Source organism: Herbiconiux oxytropis, from assembly GCF_024979315.1.
Taxonomy (GTDB): Bacteria; Actinomycetota; Actinomycetes; order Actinomycetales; family Microbacteriaceae; genus Herbiconiux; species Herbiconiux oxytropis.
On the sequence record NZ_JANLCK010000002.1, the window covers coordinates 427,279 to 442,813 of the forward strand.

General features: G+C 71.7%; 16 protein-coding genes. 10 read left to right on the forward strand and 6 right to left on the reverse strand.

Annotated elements, in window-relative coordinates; all coding sequences use genetic code 11:
• Positions 1-49: 49 nt before the first annotated feature.
• The 3 genes from N1028_RS05115 to N1028_RS05125 form a co-directional block, all read right to left on the reverse strand.
• Entirely contained in the window at positions 50-832 is a 783-nt protein-coding gene (locus N1028_RS05115; protein ID WP_259525745.1) for an ABC transporter permease, read from the reverse strand.
• Positions 832-1,704 carry an ABC transporter permease gene (locus tag N1028_RS05120; protein ID WP_375163462.1) on the reverse strand — a complete coding sequence of 291 codons (873 nt, stop codon included), beginning with the start codon at positions 1,702-1,704 and terminating at the stop codon, positions 832-834. The genes N1028_RS05115 and N1028_RS05120 overlap by 1 nt, the downstream gene beginning before the upstream one ends.
• A gap of 117 nt (positions 1,705-1,821) precedes the next feature.
• The gene (locus N1028_RS05125; protein ID WP_259525747.1) at positions 1,822-2,115 is read right to left on the reverse strand and encodes a hypothetical protein; all 294 of its coding nucleotides are present in this window, start codon (positions 2,113-2,115) and stop codon (positions 1,822-1,824) included.
• A 102-nt stretch (positions 2,116-2,217) separates the two neighbouring features.
• Here N1028_RS05125 and N1028_RS05130 point away from each other — a divergent pair, with 102 nt between their 5' ends.
• The 4 genes from N1028_RS05130 to N1028_RS05145 all read left to right on the forward strand — a co-directional run bounded on the left by N1028_RS05130 (position 2,218) and on the right by N1028_RS05145 (position 6,803).
• Positions 2,218-3,624 carry a flavin monoamine oxidase family protein gene (locus N1028_RS05130; protein ID WP_259525748.1) on the forward strand — a complete coding sequence of 469 codons (1,407 nt, stop codon included), beginning with the start codon at positions 2,218-2,220 and terminating at the stop codon, positions 3,622-3,624.
• Entirely contained in the window at positions 3,621-5,000 is a 1,380-nt protein-coding gene (locus N1028_RS05135) for an aldehyde dehydrogenase family protein (RefSeq protein WP_259525749.1), read from the forward strand. Before N1028_RS05130 ends, N1028_RS05135 begins: the two co-directional genes overlap by 4 nt.
• A complete protein-coding gene (locus tag N1028_RS05140) occupies positions 5,000-5,296 on the forward strand; it encodes a DUF6506 family protein (RefSeq protein ID WP_259525750.1) in 297 nt (98 codons plus the stop codon). Before N1028_RS05135 ends, N1028_RS05140 begins: the two co-directional genes overlap by 1 nt.
• Positions 5,297-5,615: 319 nt before the next feature.
• The gene (locus tag N1028_RS05145) at positions 5,616-6,803 is read left to right on the forward strand and encodes a hypothetical protein (protein ID WP_259525751.1); all 1,188 of its coding nucleotides are present in this window, start codon (positions 5,616-5,618) and stop codon (positions 6,801-6,803) included.
• Between the two features lie 16 nt (positions 6,804-6,819).
• On the opposite strand, the gene N1028_RS05150 is transcribed toward N1028_RS05145, so the two are convergent.
• On the reverse strand, positions 6,820-7,617 hold the full coding sequence (locus N1028_RS05150; protein ID WP_259525752.1) for an HAD-IIA family hydrolase: 798 nt from the start codon (positions 7,615-7,617) through the stop codon (positions 6,820-6,822).
• 62 nt (positions 7,618-7,679) lie between these two features.
• Positions 7,680-7,940, reverse strand: coding sequence for a hypothetical protein (locus N1028_RS05155; protein WP_259525753.1), 261 nt, complete (start codon positions 7,938-7,940; stop codon positions 7,680-7,682).
• Between the two features lie 156 nt (positions 7,941-8,096).
• Here N1028_RS05155 and N1028_RS05160 point away from each other — a divergent pair, with 156 nt between their 5' ends.
• Genes N1028_RS05160 through N1028_RS05180 form a run of 5 tightly spaced genes read left to right on the forward strand, consistent with a single transcriptional unit; the run spans position 8,097 to position 14,173 of the window.
• Positions 8,097-8,852, forward strand: a complete 756-nt coding sequence (locus tag N1028_RS05160; protein ID WP_259525754.1) for an NUDIX hydrolase — start codon at positions 8,097-8,099, stop codon at positions 8,850-8,852.
• Positions 8,849-10,153: a quinolinate synthase NadA gene (nadA, locus tag N1028_RS05165; protein WP_259525755.1), complete on the forward strand. Its 1,305-nt coding sequence runs from the start codon at positions 8,849-8,851 to the stop codon at positions 10,151-10,153. The genes N1028_RS05160 and nadA overlap by 4 nt, the downstream gene beginning before the upstream one ends.
• Complete coding sequence (gene nadB, locus N1028_RS05170) at positions 10,150-12,003, forward strand: L-aspartate oxidase (RefSeq protein WP_259525756.1); 1,854 nt, start codon at positions 10,150-10,152, stop codon at positions 12,001-12,003. Before nadA ends, nadB begins: the two co-directional genes overlap by 4 nt.
• Positions 12,003-12,881, forward strand: a complete 879-nt coding sequence (nadC, locus tag N1028_RS05175; RefSeq protein ID WP_259525758.1) for a carboxylating nicotinate-nucleotide diphosphorylase — start codon at positions 12,003-12,005, stop codon at positions 12,879-12,881. The genes nadB and nadC overlap by 1 nt, the downstream gene beginning before the upstream one ends.
• Positions 12,878-14,173 carry a cysteine desulfurase family protein gene (locus tag N1028_RS05180; RefSeq protein WP_259525759.1) on the forward strand — a complete coding sequence of 432 codons (1,296 nt, stop codon included), beginning with the start codon at positions 12,878-12,880 and terminating at the stop codon, positions 14,171-14,173. The genes nadC and N1028_RS05180 overlap by 4 nt, the downstream gene beginning before the upstream one ends.
• 146 nt (positions 14,174-14,319) lie before the next feature.
• Here the strand turns inward: N1028_RS05180 and N1028_RS05185 are convergent, their stop codons facing one another.
• On the reverse strand, positions 14,320-15,039 hold the full coding sequence (locus N1028_RS05185) for a metal-dependent transcriptional regulator (RefSeq protein ID WP_259525760.1): 720 nt from the start codon (positions 15,037-15,039) through the stop codon (positions 14,320-14,322).
• A 49-nt stretch (positions 15,040-15,088) separates the two neighbouring features.
• Between N1028_RS05185 and N1028_RS05190 the strand changes: the two genes are divergently transcribed.
• Complete coding sequence (locus N1028_RS05190) at positions 15,089-15,460, forward strand: hypothetical protein (RefSeq protein ID WP_259525761.1); 372 nt, start codon at positions 15,089-15,091, stop codon at positions 15,458-15,460.
• Positions 15,461-15,535: the final 75 nt, after the last annotated feature.

The following is a 15,535-nucleotide window of genomic DNA, read 5'->3' on the forward strand; positions in this document are numbered from 1 at the left end:
TTTCGTTCGGGAGGAGGGTGCGGGTCGGGTGGAGCGGGGTGTGGGGATGTTACGGACGGGGGCCGGCGAGGATGCGCCGCATCTGGGCGACTCCGACCAGCAGGATGACGCCGAGGGTGGCGACCACGAGCAGGGTGCCGAGCGCGTTGAGCTCGGGGGTGAGCCCGGTGCGCAGCGTGGAGTAGATCCGGAGCGGCAGCGTGGTGGTGCCGACGCCTGCGGTGAAGGTGGAGATGACGATGTTGGAGAACGAGGTCGTGAAGCTCAGGAGGAAGGCGGCGAGGATGCTCGGGCGCAGCAGCGGGAACAGCACGCGCCGGAAGGTCACCCACGGCGAGGCGCCGAGGTCGGTGGCGGCCTCGGAGAGGCTCGGGTCGAGCGAGGACATCGCCCCCATCAGCACGAGCGTGGCCAGCGGCAGCGTGATCACCACGTGACCGAGCACGAGCGTCACGATCCCCGTGGGGAGCCCGGCGCTCGAGAAGACGGTGAGCAGCGACACGCCCAGCACGATCTCGGGCACGATCAGCGGGATCAGGATGGCGCCCACGAAGAACGCCCGCCCCTTCACCCGGAACCGCACGAGGGCGAAGGCGCTGAGGAAGCCGATCACGGTGGCCAGCACCGCGGCGATCACCCCGACGAGAGCGCTCGTGCGGAGCGACTCGAGCAGCATCTGGTCGCGGAACAGCTCCGCGTACCAGCGGAAGGTGAAGCCGTCGAAGCGGTAGCTCACCTCGGAGCTGTTGAAGGAGTAGACGATGAGGGCTGCGATCGGCAGGTAGAGGAAGACGAAGACGAGGCGGGCGATCCAGGAGTTGAGGCGTTCCATCAGACGGCACCGGCCTTCCTGTTCGAGCGGGCTCTCAGGATGAGGCCGGCCGCCGCCACCGAGAGCAGCATGAGCACGAGCACGACCATCGAGAGCGCGGCTCCGAGCGGCTCGTTGCGGAACTCGGTGAAGAGCGTGACGATCAGGTTGCCGACGAGCGGATCCTTGCCGCCGCCGAGCAGCACCGGGATGACGAACACGCCGAGCGTGGGCACGAAGGTGAGCATGACCGACGAGGCGAGGCCCGAGGCAGAGAGCGGCACGAAGATGCGCGCGTGGGTCTGCCACCAGCCGGCGCCGAGGTCGGCCGCGGCCTCCTTGAGCGAGGGATCGATCGAGCGCATCGAGGCGTAGATGGGGAAGACGGCCACGGGCAGGAAGGCGTAGAGGAGCGAGAGCGTGACCGCGAGCTGCGACGGCACGAGCGACGGGGCGTCGACGCCCACGAGGCGCAGCAGCGAGATGAACGGGCCGCCGGAGCCGAGGAGCGTGATCCAGGCGAAGGTGCGCACGAGGAAGTCGGTGAGGAACGGGATGATCACGAGCACGAGGAGCACCGGCTGCGTCTTCGCCGGCCGGGTGGCGATGTAGTGGGCCACGATGTAGCCCACCACGGTGCAGACCACGGCGTTGAGGGCGGCCATGCCGAGGCTGTAGCCGAGGGTCTTGGCGTAGACGGGGTCGAGGAGCTTCGCGTAGTTGTCGAGGGTGAAGCCGCCGAGGTTGCCGCCGAGCGGGTCGCTCACGGCGAAGCTGTCGCGCGCGATCACGACCATCGGCACGATCACGAGCAGCGCGATCACCGCCACGGCCGGCAGCAGCATGAGGTAGCCGGCGGCCCTCGACGTTCTCGGTGTGTTCACGTCGACCATCCTGCGGCACCGCCTGCGCCCGCAGCGGACGAGGTGCCTCGAATCCCGTCGCCGCCGTGTTTCGTGCTTGCGCATTTCGCAGGCGCGCCGAGCACGCGGGTGCTGCGATCCGCGCGATCACGCGCATCCGGGCGCCCCGGATCTCGCACCAGGTGCGTCGGAGCGCTCGTCGAGCGCGCCGGCCGCCGCCGCAGCCGTTGCCAGGGCGCCGAGGGCGAGCAGCACGAGGGCCCACGGAGCAGCGGCGGGCGTCGCGCCGGTGGCCGCGAGCTCCCCGGCCGGCGCGGCCGCGGAGGTGGGCGCGGGGGAGGGCGCCGGTGTGGGCGCGGGCAGGGCGCGCGCGGCCTCGATGAACGCGGTGCGGGCACGGGTTTCTCTGTGGAGCCCCTCTGCTCGGCGCCGACTGAGCATCCGCCCGGATGCTCAACTTGTCTATCGAAATCAGCAGTGTTCGTGGCACTATGGAACCGTATCCATCGTCAGATGGGTCGTTTTGCCACGAAAAGAGCCGCAGTGAACCACATCGAAAGAGACGTCGTCGTCATCGGAGCCGGGGCCGCCGGCCTCACCGCCGCCACCCGCCTGAAGGCCGCCGGCCGTTCGGTCGTCGTGCTCGAGGCCCGCGACCGCATCGGCGGCCGCCTCTGGACCGACCACATCGAGGGCCAGCTGTTCGAGATCGGCGGACAGTGGGTCTCGCCCGACCAGACCGCGCTCATCCAGACCCTCGACGAGCTCGGGCTCGAGACCTACTCGCGCTTCCGCGAGGGCGAGAGCGTCTACATCGGCACCGACGGCGAGGCCAAGCGCTTCACGGGTGACATCTTCCCCGCCTCGCCCGAGACCGAGGCCGAGATCGAGCGGCTCATCGCCGTGCTCGACGAGCTCGTCGAGCAGACCGATCCCGCAGCTCCCTGGGAGCATCCGCGTGCCACGGAGTTCGACCACGTGTCGTTCCGAGCCTGGCTCGAGCAGCAGAGCGACGACACCGAGGCCGTCGACAACATCGCGCTGTTCATCGCCGACGCCATGATCACGAAGCCCGCCCACTCCTTCTCCCTGCTCCAGGCGCTGCTCATGGCCGCGAGCGCCGGCAGCTTCAGCCACCTCGTCGACGCCGACTTCATCCTCGACAAGCGCGTCGTGGGCGGGCTGCAGCAGGTGCCGCTGCGCCTCGCCGAGGGCCTCGGCGACGACGTCATCCTGAGCCACCCCGTCACCTCGCTGGCCTGGGGTGCTGACGGCGTCACGGCCGTCGCCGGCGACGTCTCGGTCTCGGCGCGGCACGCGGTCGTGGCCGTGCCGCCCAACCTCTACAACCGCATCGACTACGTGCCGGCTCTCCCGCGGCTCCGGCAGCAGATGGCGCAGCACCAGTCGCTCGGCCTCGTGATCAAGGTGCACGCCACCTACGAGACCCCGTTCTGGCGCGCCGCCGGCCTCTCCGGCACGGCCTTCAGCCCCTACCAGATCGTGCACGAGGCCTATGACAACTCCAACCACGGTGAGACCCGCGGCACGCTCGTCGGCTTCGTCTCCGACGAGAAGGCGGATGCGCTGTTCCGGCTGACGGCCGACGAGCGCAAGGCGCGCATCTTGGAGTCGCTCGCCGCGTACTACGGGCCGGAGGCGCTGAACCCTTCGGTGTACTACGAGAGCGACTGGGCCGCCGAGGAGTGGACCCAGGGCGCCTACGCCGCGAGCTTCGACCTCGGCGGGCTCACCCGCTACGGAGCCCTGCAGCTCGAGCCGGTCGGCCCTGTGCGCTTCGGCACGAGCGACCTCGCCGCCGAGGGCTACCAGCACGTCGACGGGGCCATCAGGGTGGGCTGGAGGCTCGCAGATGAGATCCTGGAAGAGGCAGGCGTGAACCAGACCGCCACGACCGCCACCGCCACCACCGAAGGAGATGCAGCATGAGCCAGTACGCCGTCGTCAATCCCGCCACGGGCGAGACTGTCCGCGAGTACCCGACCCTCTCCGACGAGGGGGTGCAGGAGGCCATCACCGCCGCGCACGAGGCGCACGAGACCTGGTCGCGCAAGGCCGGCGTCGCCGCCCGCACCGCCCTCATCGCCAAGGTCGCCGAGCTGCACGCCGCGAAGCGCGACGAGCTCGCCGAGATCATCGTGCGCGAGATGGGCAAGCCGCTCGACCAGGCGCAGGGCGAGGTCGACTTCGCCGTGGCCATCTACGAGTACTACGCGACCAACGGCGAGGCCTTCCTCGCCGACGAGCCGATCGAGCTCTCCGACGGCACCGGATCGGCGTTCATCCGCCGGGCCTCCATCGGCGTGCTGCTCGGCATCATGCCGTGGAACTTCCCCTACTACCAGGTGGCGCGGTTCGCCGGCCCCAACATCGTGGTGGGCAACACCATCATCCTGAAGCACGCCCCGCAGTGCCCCGAGTCGTCGGCCGCCATCGAGGCCATCTTCGCCGAGGCCGCCGCCTCGGTCGGCGCTCCCGCCGGCGTCTACGTCAACGTCTACGCCACCAACGAGCAGTCGGCCGACATCATCGCCGACCCGCGCGTGCAGGGCGTCTCGGTCACCGGCTCCGAGCGGGCCGGCGCCGCCGTCGCCGAGCTCGCGGGCAAGCACCTCAAGAAGGTCGTGCTCGAGCTCGGCGGATCCGACCCGTTCATCCTGCTCTCGAGCGACGACGTGGCCGCAGCCGCCCAGGACGCGGTCAACGCCCGCCTCGACAACAACGGCCAGTCGTGCAACGCGGCCAAGCGCTTCATCGTGATCGACGGGCTGTTCGACGAGTTCGCCGAGGCCTTCACCGCGGCGTTCACGGCGGCCGAGCCCGCCGACCCCATGGCCGAGGGCACCGTGCTCGGACCGCTCTCGTCCGAGGCCGCCGCCTCGCGGCTCGGCGAGCAGGTCGACCGCGCCGTGGAGCAGGGTGCGACCGTGCTCGCGCAGGGCTCGCGCTCGGGCAACTTCTTCGGGGCCACCGTGCTCACGGATGTCACGCCCGCCATGGACGCGTACCACGAGGAGTTCTTCGGCCCCGTCGCCGCGCTCTACCGCGTCTCCTCCGAGGAGGAGGCCGTGAAGCTCGCCAACGACACCCCGTTCGGGCTCGGCTCCTACGTCTACACGACCGACCAGGAGCAGGCCCTGCGGGTCGCGGATGCGATCGACGCAGGGATGGTGTGGATCAACCTCGTGCTGGGCGATGCCGCGGAGCTGCCCTTCGGCGGCGTGAAGCGCTCCGGCACCGGCCGCGAGATGGGCCGGCCCGCCATGGAGGAGTTCGTCAACAAGAAGCTCGTGCGCATCGCCTGATGGCCATCGTCGACTGGGCCTTCATCGCACTCGGCAACGGGCGCGAAGCGGCCGACGGTGAGCGGGCCGTCGTGGAGTTCGACGGGCTGACGTCGCGGTTCGTCGTGGTCCCGGATGCCGCGGCGGCCGTCGACGTGGCGGCGTCGCTCGTGGCGTCCGGGGTGCAGACCGTGGAGCTCTGCGGGGCCTTCTCGCCGGCAGAGGTCGCGGCTGTTCGGGCTGTGACGGGGTCGGTTCCGGTGGGGGCTGTGCAGTACGGGGTCGATTCTGTGCAGGGGTTCGCTGCGCTGCTGTGAGCTGCGGGTTCGGGTTCGGGTTCGGGTTCGGTTCCGGTTGCTCGGGGTGCGGGTGGTGCGGGTCGGGCATTCCGGTCGAGGCGCGATCCCGCATCCGCTTCGCGGACGCCCGCCAGACCCGAGCCAGCGCCTCGACCGGAATACCCGACCCGCACCACCCGCGGTTCTTCGGGGGCGGGTCGACGGAGATTTCGGGGGGTGGCGGGAGACTACGGATGTCGGCGGGGTGTGGGGGCGGTGATCCGTCGGTTCTGCCTGTGGGGGTAGGGTTCAGCACGGCGGCATCGGTGAAGCTGGTGCGTGATCGGGGGAGTGCGGGATGACGGAGAATTCGGGAGACGGTACGAGGGCGCGGGGGCGGCGGCGGGTCGTTGTCGTCGTGGTGGGGATCGTGGTCGTGGGGCTCGTGGTGGCCGGGGTCGCGTTCGTGGCGCTGTCGGGAGGGGCGCTGTTCGGGGGTGGAGCGGTGGCGGCGTCGCCCAGCGCATCCGCTTCACCGGACGCTTCGGAGCCCGTGGCCACGCCCTCGCCCTCGCCTTCGGCGACCGAGCCGGCCGTGCCCGACGCTCCCGTGTCGCGGGTGCCGGCCTCGTGCGACGAGCTGCTGCCGCAGGAGACCGCCGAGGCCCTCGCCGGAGCCGCGCTGCCGGTGCAGCCCGTGCGGCAGTCAGCCAGTCCGGTGTTCTACACCGACCTCCGCGTCGGCATGCTCGAGTGCGCGTGGGCCGACTCGGAGCAGTCGGGCGACGCGGTCGCCGCCGCCCAGGCCACGCTGCAGATCCTGCCCGGAATCACCGCAGAGGGCTTCGAGCAGGAGGCACAGCGCGAGGGCGTCTACATCGCCACGCCGGAGCCGTCGATCGGGCCCGATGTCTACTCGGCCTGTGCGGAATCGGGCCTCCAGCCCACGCGCTGCGGGTACATCGCCCTCGTCGGGGGCTACGCCGTGGCGCTCAGCGCCGTCGGTCCGCAGCTGGATCGCGACGCCGTGCGCGAGCAGTTCATCACCGTGCGCGACGCCGTCGCGGGGTTCGGTGAACCCGGTCCGCTGTGGCAGCCGGCCGAGGGTGCCCTCGCCGGGGCCACGAGCTGCGACACCCTCATCGACCCGGCCACGCTCGCGGTCGCCCTCGGCGTCGAGGGGGTGCGCCCGTTCAAAAGCGACGAGGGCGAGTACGCGAGCTCCCGCTTCGGCAGTCGCGCGCAGGTGAACTCGTACTACTGCAGCTGGTCTCCCGATCCGCCCACCGGCGGCACCGACGTCACCGCTTCGGTGGCGGTGCTCCCCGGCGGTGCCGGGTACTTCGAGGGCTGGGCGGATGTCGCGGAGCAGGTCTACGAACCGGCCCCCGACTACCCCGGCGAGGCCTATCTGGCCGCCACCGAGACGCCGGGCATCACGGAGCTCGTGGTGCTCATCGACGGCGCGTGGGTGCGCGTGGTGGCTCCGGATGCCGCGCTGCTGCCCGTCGTGGAGACCGTGCTGGCGAATATCGGGGCCGGCTAGCGCGAGCCGGGGATGGCTACAGCTCGGACTCGATCGGGGCCGACGAGAGGAGGTCGGCGACCGAGTCGATGATCTCGTCGGGGCGGAACGGGTACTTCGCGATCTCGGCCTCGTCGCTGATCCCCGTCATCACGAGGATCGTGTGGAGACCCGCCTCGATGCCCGCCACGACATCCGTGTCCATCCGGTCTCCGATCATGCCCGTGTTCTCGGAGTGGGCGCCGATCCGGTTCATGGCCGAGCGGAACATCATGGGGTTCGGCTTGCCGACCACGTAGGGCTCCTTGCCCGTGGCCTTCGTGATCATGGCGGCGATGGCGCCCGTGGCCGGGAGTGGACCCTCGGCGCTCGGCCCCGTGGCATCCGGATTCGTGACGATGAAGCGGGAGCCCGCGCCGATGAGCCGCACGGCCTTCGTGATGGCCTCGAAGGAGTAGTTGCGGGTCTCGCCGATGACCACGTAGTCAGGGGCCGTCTCGGTCATGATGAAGCCGGCCTCGTGGAGCGCCGTCGTGATGCCGGCCTCACCGATCACGAAGGCGCTGCCGCCGGGCATCTGATCTTTGAGGAACGCGGCAGTGGCGAGCGCACTGGTCCAGATGAACTCCTCGGGCACCTCGAGGCCGCTTGCGCGGAGGCGCGCGCTGAGGTCGCGCGGCGTGAAGATCGAGTTGTTCGTGAGCACCAGGTAGGGCTTGCCCTCGTCGCGCCACTGCTGCAGCAGTTCGGCGGCGCCCTCGATGGGATGGTTCTCGTGCACGAGCACGCCGTCCATGTCGGTCAGCCAGCATTCGATCTCGTCGCGGCGGGTCATGTCGAGCTCCTTCCCCTGCTGCGTCCAGCGTACAGGCGCGGCCGCGACGAGAGCCGGGAGGGTCAGCTGTAGCTGATCGCCACCACCGCCGTGCCCACGTAGACGAGCACCCAGAGCACTGTCAGGACGATCCCGACGATGACACCGATCTTCGCGGGCGTGTTGCGGTAGCCGGCCTTCTTGGACTGGTTGAGCGCCACGAGGCTGATGACGAGGCCGACGAACATGAAGAGGATCGAGGCGACGAGGCCGATCACGCCCAGGGTCTTGCCGGGGTAGTCGACGCCGGGGGCGGGTGTCGTGAGGGTGGGGGAGGTGGTCATGGGTCTGTCCTTTCGAAGGGTGGGTGATCGTGTTCCGCGAGAATCTATCAACTCCTGGTCGATTAAGCGAAGAATACTCAGATCGAACAAGGGCGAGCCGGTTTGTGTCTTCGAGACTCTAAGGGTTATAGTCGGTTTCACCTTTAGGGGGTTTCCATGCAGATCACACTGGCCGTGTCGACGGTGATCTTCGCTCTGCGGCCCACGAGCGCCGGAGCCGATCCGGAATCGGGCGCGCCGCTTCCCGCTCTGTGGCTGCCCCTCGTGCGTCGCATCCGCCCGCCCTACGAGGGCCAGTGGGCGCTGCCGGGAGGCCCCCTCGGCATCGACGAGGATCTCGAGGCCGCGGCGGCGCGCACCCTCGGCGCCACCACCGCCCTCGCCCCCAACTACCTCGAGCAGCTCTACGCCTTCGGCACCCTCGACCGCTCGCCGGACGGCGCGAACGACCGCGTGGTGTCGGTGGTCTACTGGGCGCTCGTGAACTCCGACGAGGTCGTGCACTCCGACCGCAACACGAGCACGGAGAACGTGCGCTGGTTCTCGGTCGACGACCTGCCCGACCTCGCGTTCGACCACGACGTCATCATCGAGTACGCGCTCTGGCGGCTCCGCAACAAGGTGGAGTACAGCCGCATCGCGCACGCCTTCCTCGGCGACACCTTCACGCTCGCCGAGTTGCGCGAGGTGCACGAATCGGTGCTGGGGCGCACGCTCGACCCGGCCAACTTCCGCCGCCAGATCGAGTCGACGAACGCCATCGTGCCCACCGGCAAGCGCGTCACCGGCACGAGCTACCGCCCGCCCAAGCTCTACCGCTACAACAACTCCGCCGAGCCGGTGGATCGTGGGCCGCTCGGGCGCACCGATCCAGCCGAACCCGCCAGCCCCTCGAGGAAGCCGACAGCATGACCCCGACAGCACTCTCCGTCGACAGCGAGATCCAGCTCATCACCGCCGGGGCGCCCGGCGCCACGGGCTCGACCTGCACCCCCGAGCTCGCCGAGGGCCCCTGGCAGTTCGACCTGAAGCCGCCCTCTTACGGTCCTGGCGCCTCGATGGCCGACCCCATCCCCGCCGACGCTCCGCGGCAGGGCGAGCTCCCTGAGGAGTACAAGACGGCGTCGAAGGCCGAGCTCGATGCGCGCATCCGTGCCGCAAAGGCCACCCTCGGCGACCGTGTGGTGGTGCTCGGGCACTTCTATCAGCGCGACGAGGTGGTGCAGTACGCCGACTTCGTGGGCGACTCGTTCCAGCTCGCCAACGCAGCACTCACGGTGCCCGAGGCCGAGGCGATCGTGTTCTGCGGGGTGCACTTCATGGCCGAGACGGCCGACATCCTCGCGCGGCCGCAGCAGGCGGTCATCCTGCCGAACCTCGCGGCCGGATGCTCGATGGCCGACATGGCGGACATCGATTCGGTGGAGGAGGCCTGGGCCGAGCTCTCGGCGATCTACGGGACCGAGCCCGACGCATCCGGTCGCGTGCCGGTCATCCCCGTCACCTACATGAACTCGTCGGCGGCGCTCAAGGGCTTCTGCGGGCAGAACGGCGGGATCGTCTGCACGTCGTCGAACGCGGCGACGGTGCTCGAGTGGGCGTTCGAGCGGGGGCAGCGGGTGCTGTTCTTCCCCGACCAGCACCTCGGGCGCAACACCGCGAAGGCCATGGGGGTGCCGCTCGAGCGGATGCCGATGTGGAACCCGCGCAAGGCGCTCGGCGGCAACTCGGAGGAGTCGCTGCTCGACGCGCAGGTCATCCTGTGGCACGGGTTCTGCTCGGTGCACAAGCGGTTCACGGTGGCGCAGATCGAGAAGGCGCGGGCCTCGCACCCCGGCGTGCAGGTGATCGTGCACCCCGAGTGCCCCATGCCCGTGGTCGACGCCGCGGATGCGGCGGGCTCGACCGACTTCATCGTCAAGGCCATCGCGGCGGCGCCCGCGGGCTCGACGTTCGCGATCGGCACCGAGATCAACCTCGTGCAGCGCCTCGCCAACGAGTACCCGCAGCACACCATCTTCTGCCTCGACGACGTGATCTGCCCGTGCTCCACGATGTACCGCATCCACCCGGGCTACCTCGCGTGGGTGCTCGAGTCGCTCGTGGGGGTCGACGGCGGACCCTCCGTGGTGCAGAACCGCATCGTGGTCGACGAGGCGGTGGCGGCTCCGGCGCGCGTGGCGCTCGAGCGGATGCTCTCGGCCCGGCCATGAGCGGGAGCGCGGCGGCCGGGGTGGGTGCGGGTGGGCGCGGGAATGCGGTCACGGGCGGCCCTGCGCCGCGGGATGCCGGGTGCGCGCTCGGCGTCGTCATCGTCGGCAGTGGGATCGCCGGGTTGACGACGGCGTTGACGCTGCAGCGGCTGCGGCCGGATGCCTCGATCACCATCGTGACGAAGGGGAGCATCGACGACGGGTGCACCCGCCACGCGCAAGGCGGCATCGCGAGCGCGGTGCTGCCGGGCGACAGCGTGGAGTCGCACATCGCCGACACGCTCGTGGCAGGTGCGGGGCTGTGCGATCCGGCGGCCGTGCGCGTGCTGTGCGAGGAGGGACCGGAGCGCCTCCGCGATCTCCTGGCATGGGGCGTGGAGTTCGATCGCGTGGACGGCGGGCGTGACGAGGTGCCGGGCGACGGGGTGGCTGCGGGTGACCTGGCGGGGCTCGACGCGGGCAGGGAGGGGGCGCACTCGTTCCACCGCATCGTGCACGCCGGCGGCGACGCGACCGGCCTGAGCGTGCAGAACGCCCTCGTGCGCGCCACCCGTGCCGCGGGCATCCGGGTGCTCGAGCACGCCTTCCTCGCCGACCTCCTGCTCGTCCCCGCCCCCGAGCCCGCCGCATCCGGCGGTGAGTCGTGGCGAAGTGTCGGCACAGCGGCGGAGACGGGTGACGGGAGTGCACGTCGGCGCGACTCGGGGGAGGTCGGGGCGGGACCTCGCGTGGGAGGGGCGGTGGTGCTGCGGGAGGGGCGGCGCGAGGTGCTCGAGGCCGACGAGGTGGTGCTCGCGAGCGGGGGCGCGGGGCAGCTGTACCCGTTCACCACGAATCCCGCGGTGGCGACGGGCGACGGCATAGCGGCGGCGCTGCGGGCCGGGGCCGCGGTGGCCGATCTGGAGTTCGTGCAGTTCCACCCGACGGCGCTCGCCGTGCCGGGGTGCTTCCTCGTGTCGGAGGCGGTGCGGGGCGATGGGGCCGTGCTGCGGAATGCGGCTGGGGAGCGCTTCATGCCGGCGGCGCATCCGCTCGCCGAGCTCGCGCCGCGGGATGTGGTGGCCCGGGCGATCGCGCTCGAGATGGAGCGCACAGGCGCCCCCGTGGTGCTCGACGCCCGCGGCCTCGGATCCGAGGAGCTCGAGCGGCGCTTCCCGACCATCTCGGCCGCGTGCCGCGCCGCCGGGTTCGACTGGGCGCGTGAGCCGGTGCCCGTGGCTCCGGCGGCGCACTACGGGATGGGCGGCGTGGTCACCGACCTCGACGGGCGCACGAGCCTCGCGGGCCTCTGGGCCGTGGGCGAGGTCGCGCGCACGGGGGTGCACGGGGCGAACCGGCTGGCGTCGAACTCGCTGCTCGAGGGCCTCGTCTTCGGGCACCGCGCGGCCCGCGCTCTGGCGCGGGTGGTGGCGTCGGATGTCGGTCCCGGCGCGTCGGTGCCGGTGCCGGTGTCGGTCGATCGGGCGGCGGTAGATCGTGCGGCGTCGCCGTCCCTGTCGCCGCGTCGGAGGCCGCAACGCGAAGAGATCCAGGCGCTGATGTGGCGCCACGTCGGTGTGCTGCGCGATGCGGAGGGTCTGCAGAGCGCGGCCGCCGCGCTCGCGGAGTGGGACATGTCCATCGACGCGCGTGGCGCATCCGGGATCGCCGACCTGCCCGCCGCATCCGTGCACGAGCTCGAGACCGCGAATCTGCTGCTGCTCGCACGAGCGACCGTGGCCGCGGCGCTCGCGCGTCGGGAATCGGTGGGCGCCCACTTCCGCGCCGATGCCGGCCCCACCTCCGGTCGCCGCCACGCCTCGGGCATCGCCGCCCGTTCCACCACCCCCGCAGAGAAGGTGCTCGTCTGATGCTGACCGAACAGATCATCGAGGAGGTCGTCGGGCGCGCGCTCGCCGAGGACGCGCCGTGGGGCGACATCACCTCCGAGCTCCTCATCCCCGACGACGCCGTGGTGCACGCCGCCCTCGACGCCCGCGAGCCCGGCGTCTTCAGCGGTGGGGCCGTGTTCGCGGCGGCGATGCGGCTCGTCGACCCGCGCATCCGCACCGAGGTGCTCGTGCCCGATGGCACGCCGTTCGAGGCCGGCGCCGTGCTCGCCACCGTGCAGGGCCCCGCCAGGGGAGTGCTGCGCGCCGAGCGCGTGGGCCTCAACCTCGCGCAGCGGATGAGCGGGGTCGCCACCCTCACCGCCCGCTACGTCGAGGCGGTGGCCGGCACCCGCGCGCGCATCGTCGACACCCGCAAGACCACGCCGGGCCTGCGTGCACTCGAGCGGGCGGCCGTGCGGGCGGGCGGCGGGCACAACCACCGCTTCTCGCTCTCGGATGCGGTGCTCGCGAAGGACAACCACCTCGCCGTGCTCGCCGCCAGGCACGGCGGCGACGTCACGGCGGCCCTGCGCTCGGTGCGCGAACGCCTCTCGCACACGACGCACCTCGAGGTGGAGGTCGACCGCCTCGACCAGATCGAGCCCGTGCTCGCGGCGGGCGTCGACACGATCATGCTCGACAACTTCTCGCTCGCCGACCTGCGCACGGGGGTCGAGGTCGTGGGCGGTCGGGCCCTCGTGGAGGCCAGCGGTGGCGTGAACCTCGAGACGGTGGCCGGGATCGCGGCGACGGGCGTCGACCTCATCTCGGTGGGCGCCCTCACCCACAGCGTGCGCTCACTCGATCTGGGCCTCGACGTCACGTTCGTCGACCCGCCGGCCGGCATCCGCTCGTGATCCACCTCGACGCCGCCGCCACCTCGCCCGTGCGCCGCGAGGTGCTCGAGGCGATGTGGCCGCACCTCACGGGCGAGTTCGGCAACCCCTCGAGCACGCACGGCCTCGGCGCCTCGGCCGCCCGCGCGCTCGCCGAGGCCCGGCGCACGGTGGCGGAGTGGCTGGGCTGCCGGCCGGGCGAGGTCGTCTTCACCTCGGGCGGCACCGAGGCCGACAACCTCGCGGTGAAGGGGCTCGCGCTCGCCGCGATCGCCCCTGATGCCGGGCGCAGCGGGCAGCGGGGACGGCACCTCGTGCGGAGCGCGATCGAGCATCCGGCGGTGGTGGAGTCGGTCGCGTTCCTCGAGCGGGTGCACGGCTTCGAGGTGACGGTGGTGGGAGTCGATGGCGAGGGGCTCGTCGACCCGGACGAGTTCGCGGCGGCCCTCCGCCCCGACACCGCGCTCGCCACCGTGATGCACGCGAACAACGAGGTGGGCAGCATCCAGCCGATGGCGGAGCTCGCGGCCCGCGCCGCCGCCCACGGGGTGCCTTTCCACACGGATGCCGTGCAGTCGGCCGGCTGGCTCGACACCCGGCTGGGTGTGCTCGGCGTGGACGCCCTCAGCATCTCGGGCCACAAGCTCGGCGCCCCCAAGGGCATCGGCGCGCTCGCCGTGCGACGACGGATCGAGCCGCTCGTGCACGGCGGCGGTCAGGAGCGGGGAGTGCGCTCCGGCACCGAGAACGTGGCGTTCGCGGTGGGACTCGCGGCGGCGGTGCGCCTGCTCGGCCGCCCCGAGCAGGCGGCGGCGCGCGCGGCGCGCACGAGCGCCCTGCGCGACGGGTTCATCCGCGAGGTGCTGCACCGGGTGCCAGGCGCTGTGCTGACGGGACCGTCGATCACGGCGGCCGGTGGTGCCGGTGCTGGCGGCGCCGGTGGTGCCGGTGCCGGTGGTGCAGGTGGTGCCGGTGCAGGTGCTGCCGGCGCACGTGGTGCCAGCGCGGGGGCCGGTGCACGCGCGGTGGATGTGCGGCTGCCGTCGGTCGCGTCGTTCTGCTTCCCGGGGACGAGCGGCGAGAGCATCCTGCTGCAGCTCGAGGAGCGCGGGGTGATCGTGTCGAGCGGATCGGCCTGCGCCGCCGGCAGCGACGACCCCTCGCCCGTGCTTCTCGCCCTCGGCCTCGCGCCGGAGGTGGCCCAGACGGCCGTGCGCTTCACCTTCACCGCCGACACGACCGCGGCCGACCTGAGCGCGGCATCCGCTGCCCTCGTCGCGGCCCTCGCGGACCTCCGCGCCCTCGCGCCCTGAGCCCGCTCCCGCTCACGATCCGAGCCCGCGCCCCCAGCCCGCCTCGCCTGAGTTCCCACCACGCCGCCGACTTGACACAAATCGCGCCTAAAACCGCCGACTTGGCACATCTTGTGTCAAGTCAGTGAGGCGGGGAGGCGGCGGGGTCAGGCGGAGAGCCAGAGGGCATCGGGGGCGTGCACCTCCACCGGGGCCGCACCCGCGACCTCCGTGAGCATGAGCACGACGGGCTCCACGAGGGGAGCTCCGTCGGGCTCCGTGACCGCCGGATCGGGGTAGCCCGCCTCGGCGAAGGTCACGACGCGCACGGCGGTGCCGGGCCCGACGCCCTGCTCGGCGAGCGACTGCAGCAGCGACGGGTCGCGGTCGTTGATCCGCAGCACCCGGCCCTCGTGCCCGATCGAGGCCTCGGCCAGCAGCACGGCGTCGAACGAGGGCACGTGCCCGTCGGCGGTGGGGATGGGGTCGCCGTGCGGATCCTGCGCCGGCCGCCCGAGCCGCTCGTCGATGGCGTCGAGCAGACGGTCGCTGAGCGCGTGCTCGAGCACCTCGGCCTCATCGTGCACCTCGTGCCAGGCGTAGCCCATCTCGCGCACGAGCCAGGTCTCGATCAGCCGGTGCCGGCGCACCACGCCGCTCGCGCGCATCCGCCCCACCGGGGTGAGGGTGAGCGGGCCGTAGGGCACGTGCGTGATGAGCCCTGCCGCCGCGAGCTTCTTCACCATCTCGGTCACCGACGAGGGCGCCACCCCGAGCCGCGCAGCCAGCACCGATGGCGTGATGGGGGCGGGCTGCCACTCGGTGTGGGCGTAGATCGTCTTGAGGTAGTTCTCCGCCGCGGTGTCCTGGCCGTGTGTCATCGACATGATGCTCCCACCCTAGGCGGCCAAAGCGCGCGGCGGCTAAGGTGCAGGGGTGTCCGACGACAGCGATGTGAAGCCCTCCTCCCCCTGGCGCTGGCCGGCCGAGTGGATGAGCGAGGAGAAGTTCTGGCGCGACATCGGCACGCGCGTGCTCGCGGGCGTCGTGACCGCCGCCATCGTCTACCTCGGCGCCCTCGTGCTCGGCTACCTGCACACCCCCGAGATCGGCGCCGGCGTCACGATCGTGCTCGCCGCCGTCGCGGTGCTGCTGCTGCTCGCGGGTGTCGCCGCCCTCGTGGTGCGCGTGCCGTCGCACGCGCGGGCGGGCCGGCCGATCGCCGCGCGGATCGTGGTGGCCGCGCTCCTCGTGGTCGTCGCCGTGGCACTCGTGCTGGGCGTCGCGGCCGACCTCTCCGGCAGCTGAGCCGCCACTCCGCCACGGCGTCTCGCCGTCTCTCGCCGGCCGCCGGTCCGCGCGGCCGGCGTCGACGACCCTCGG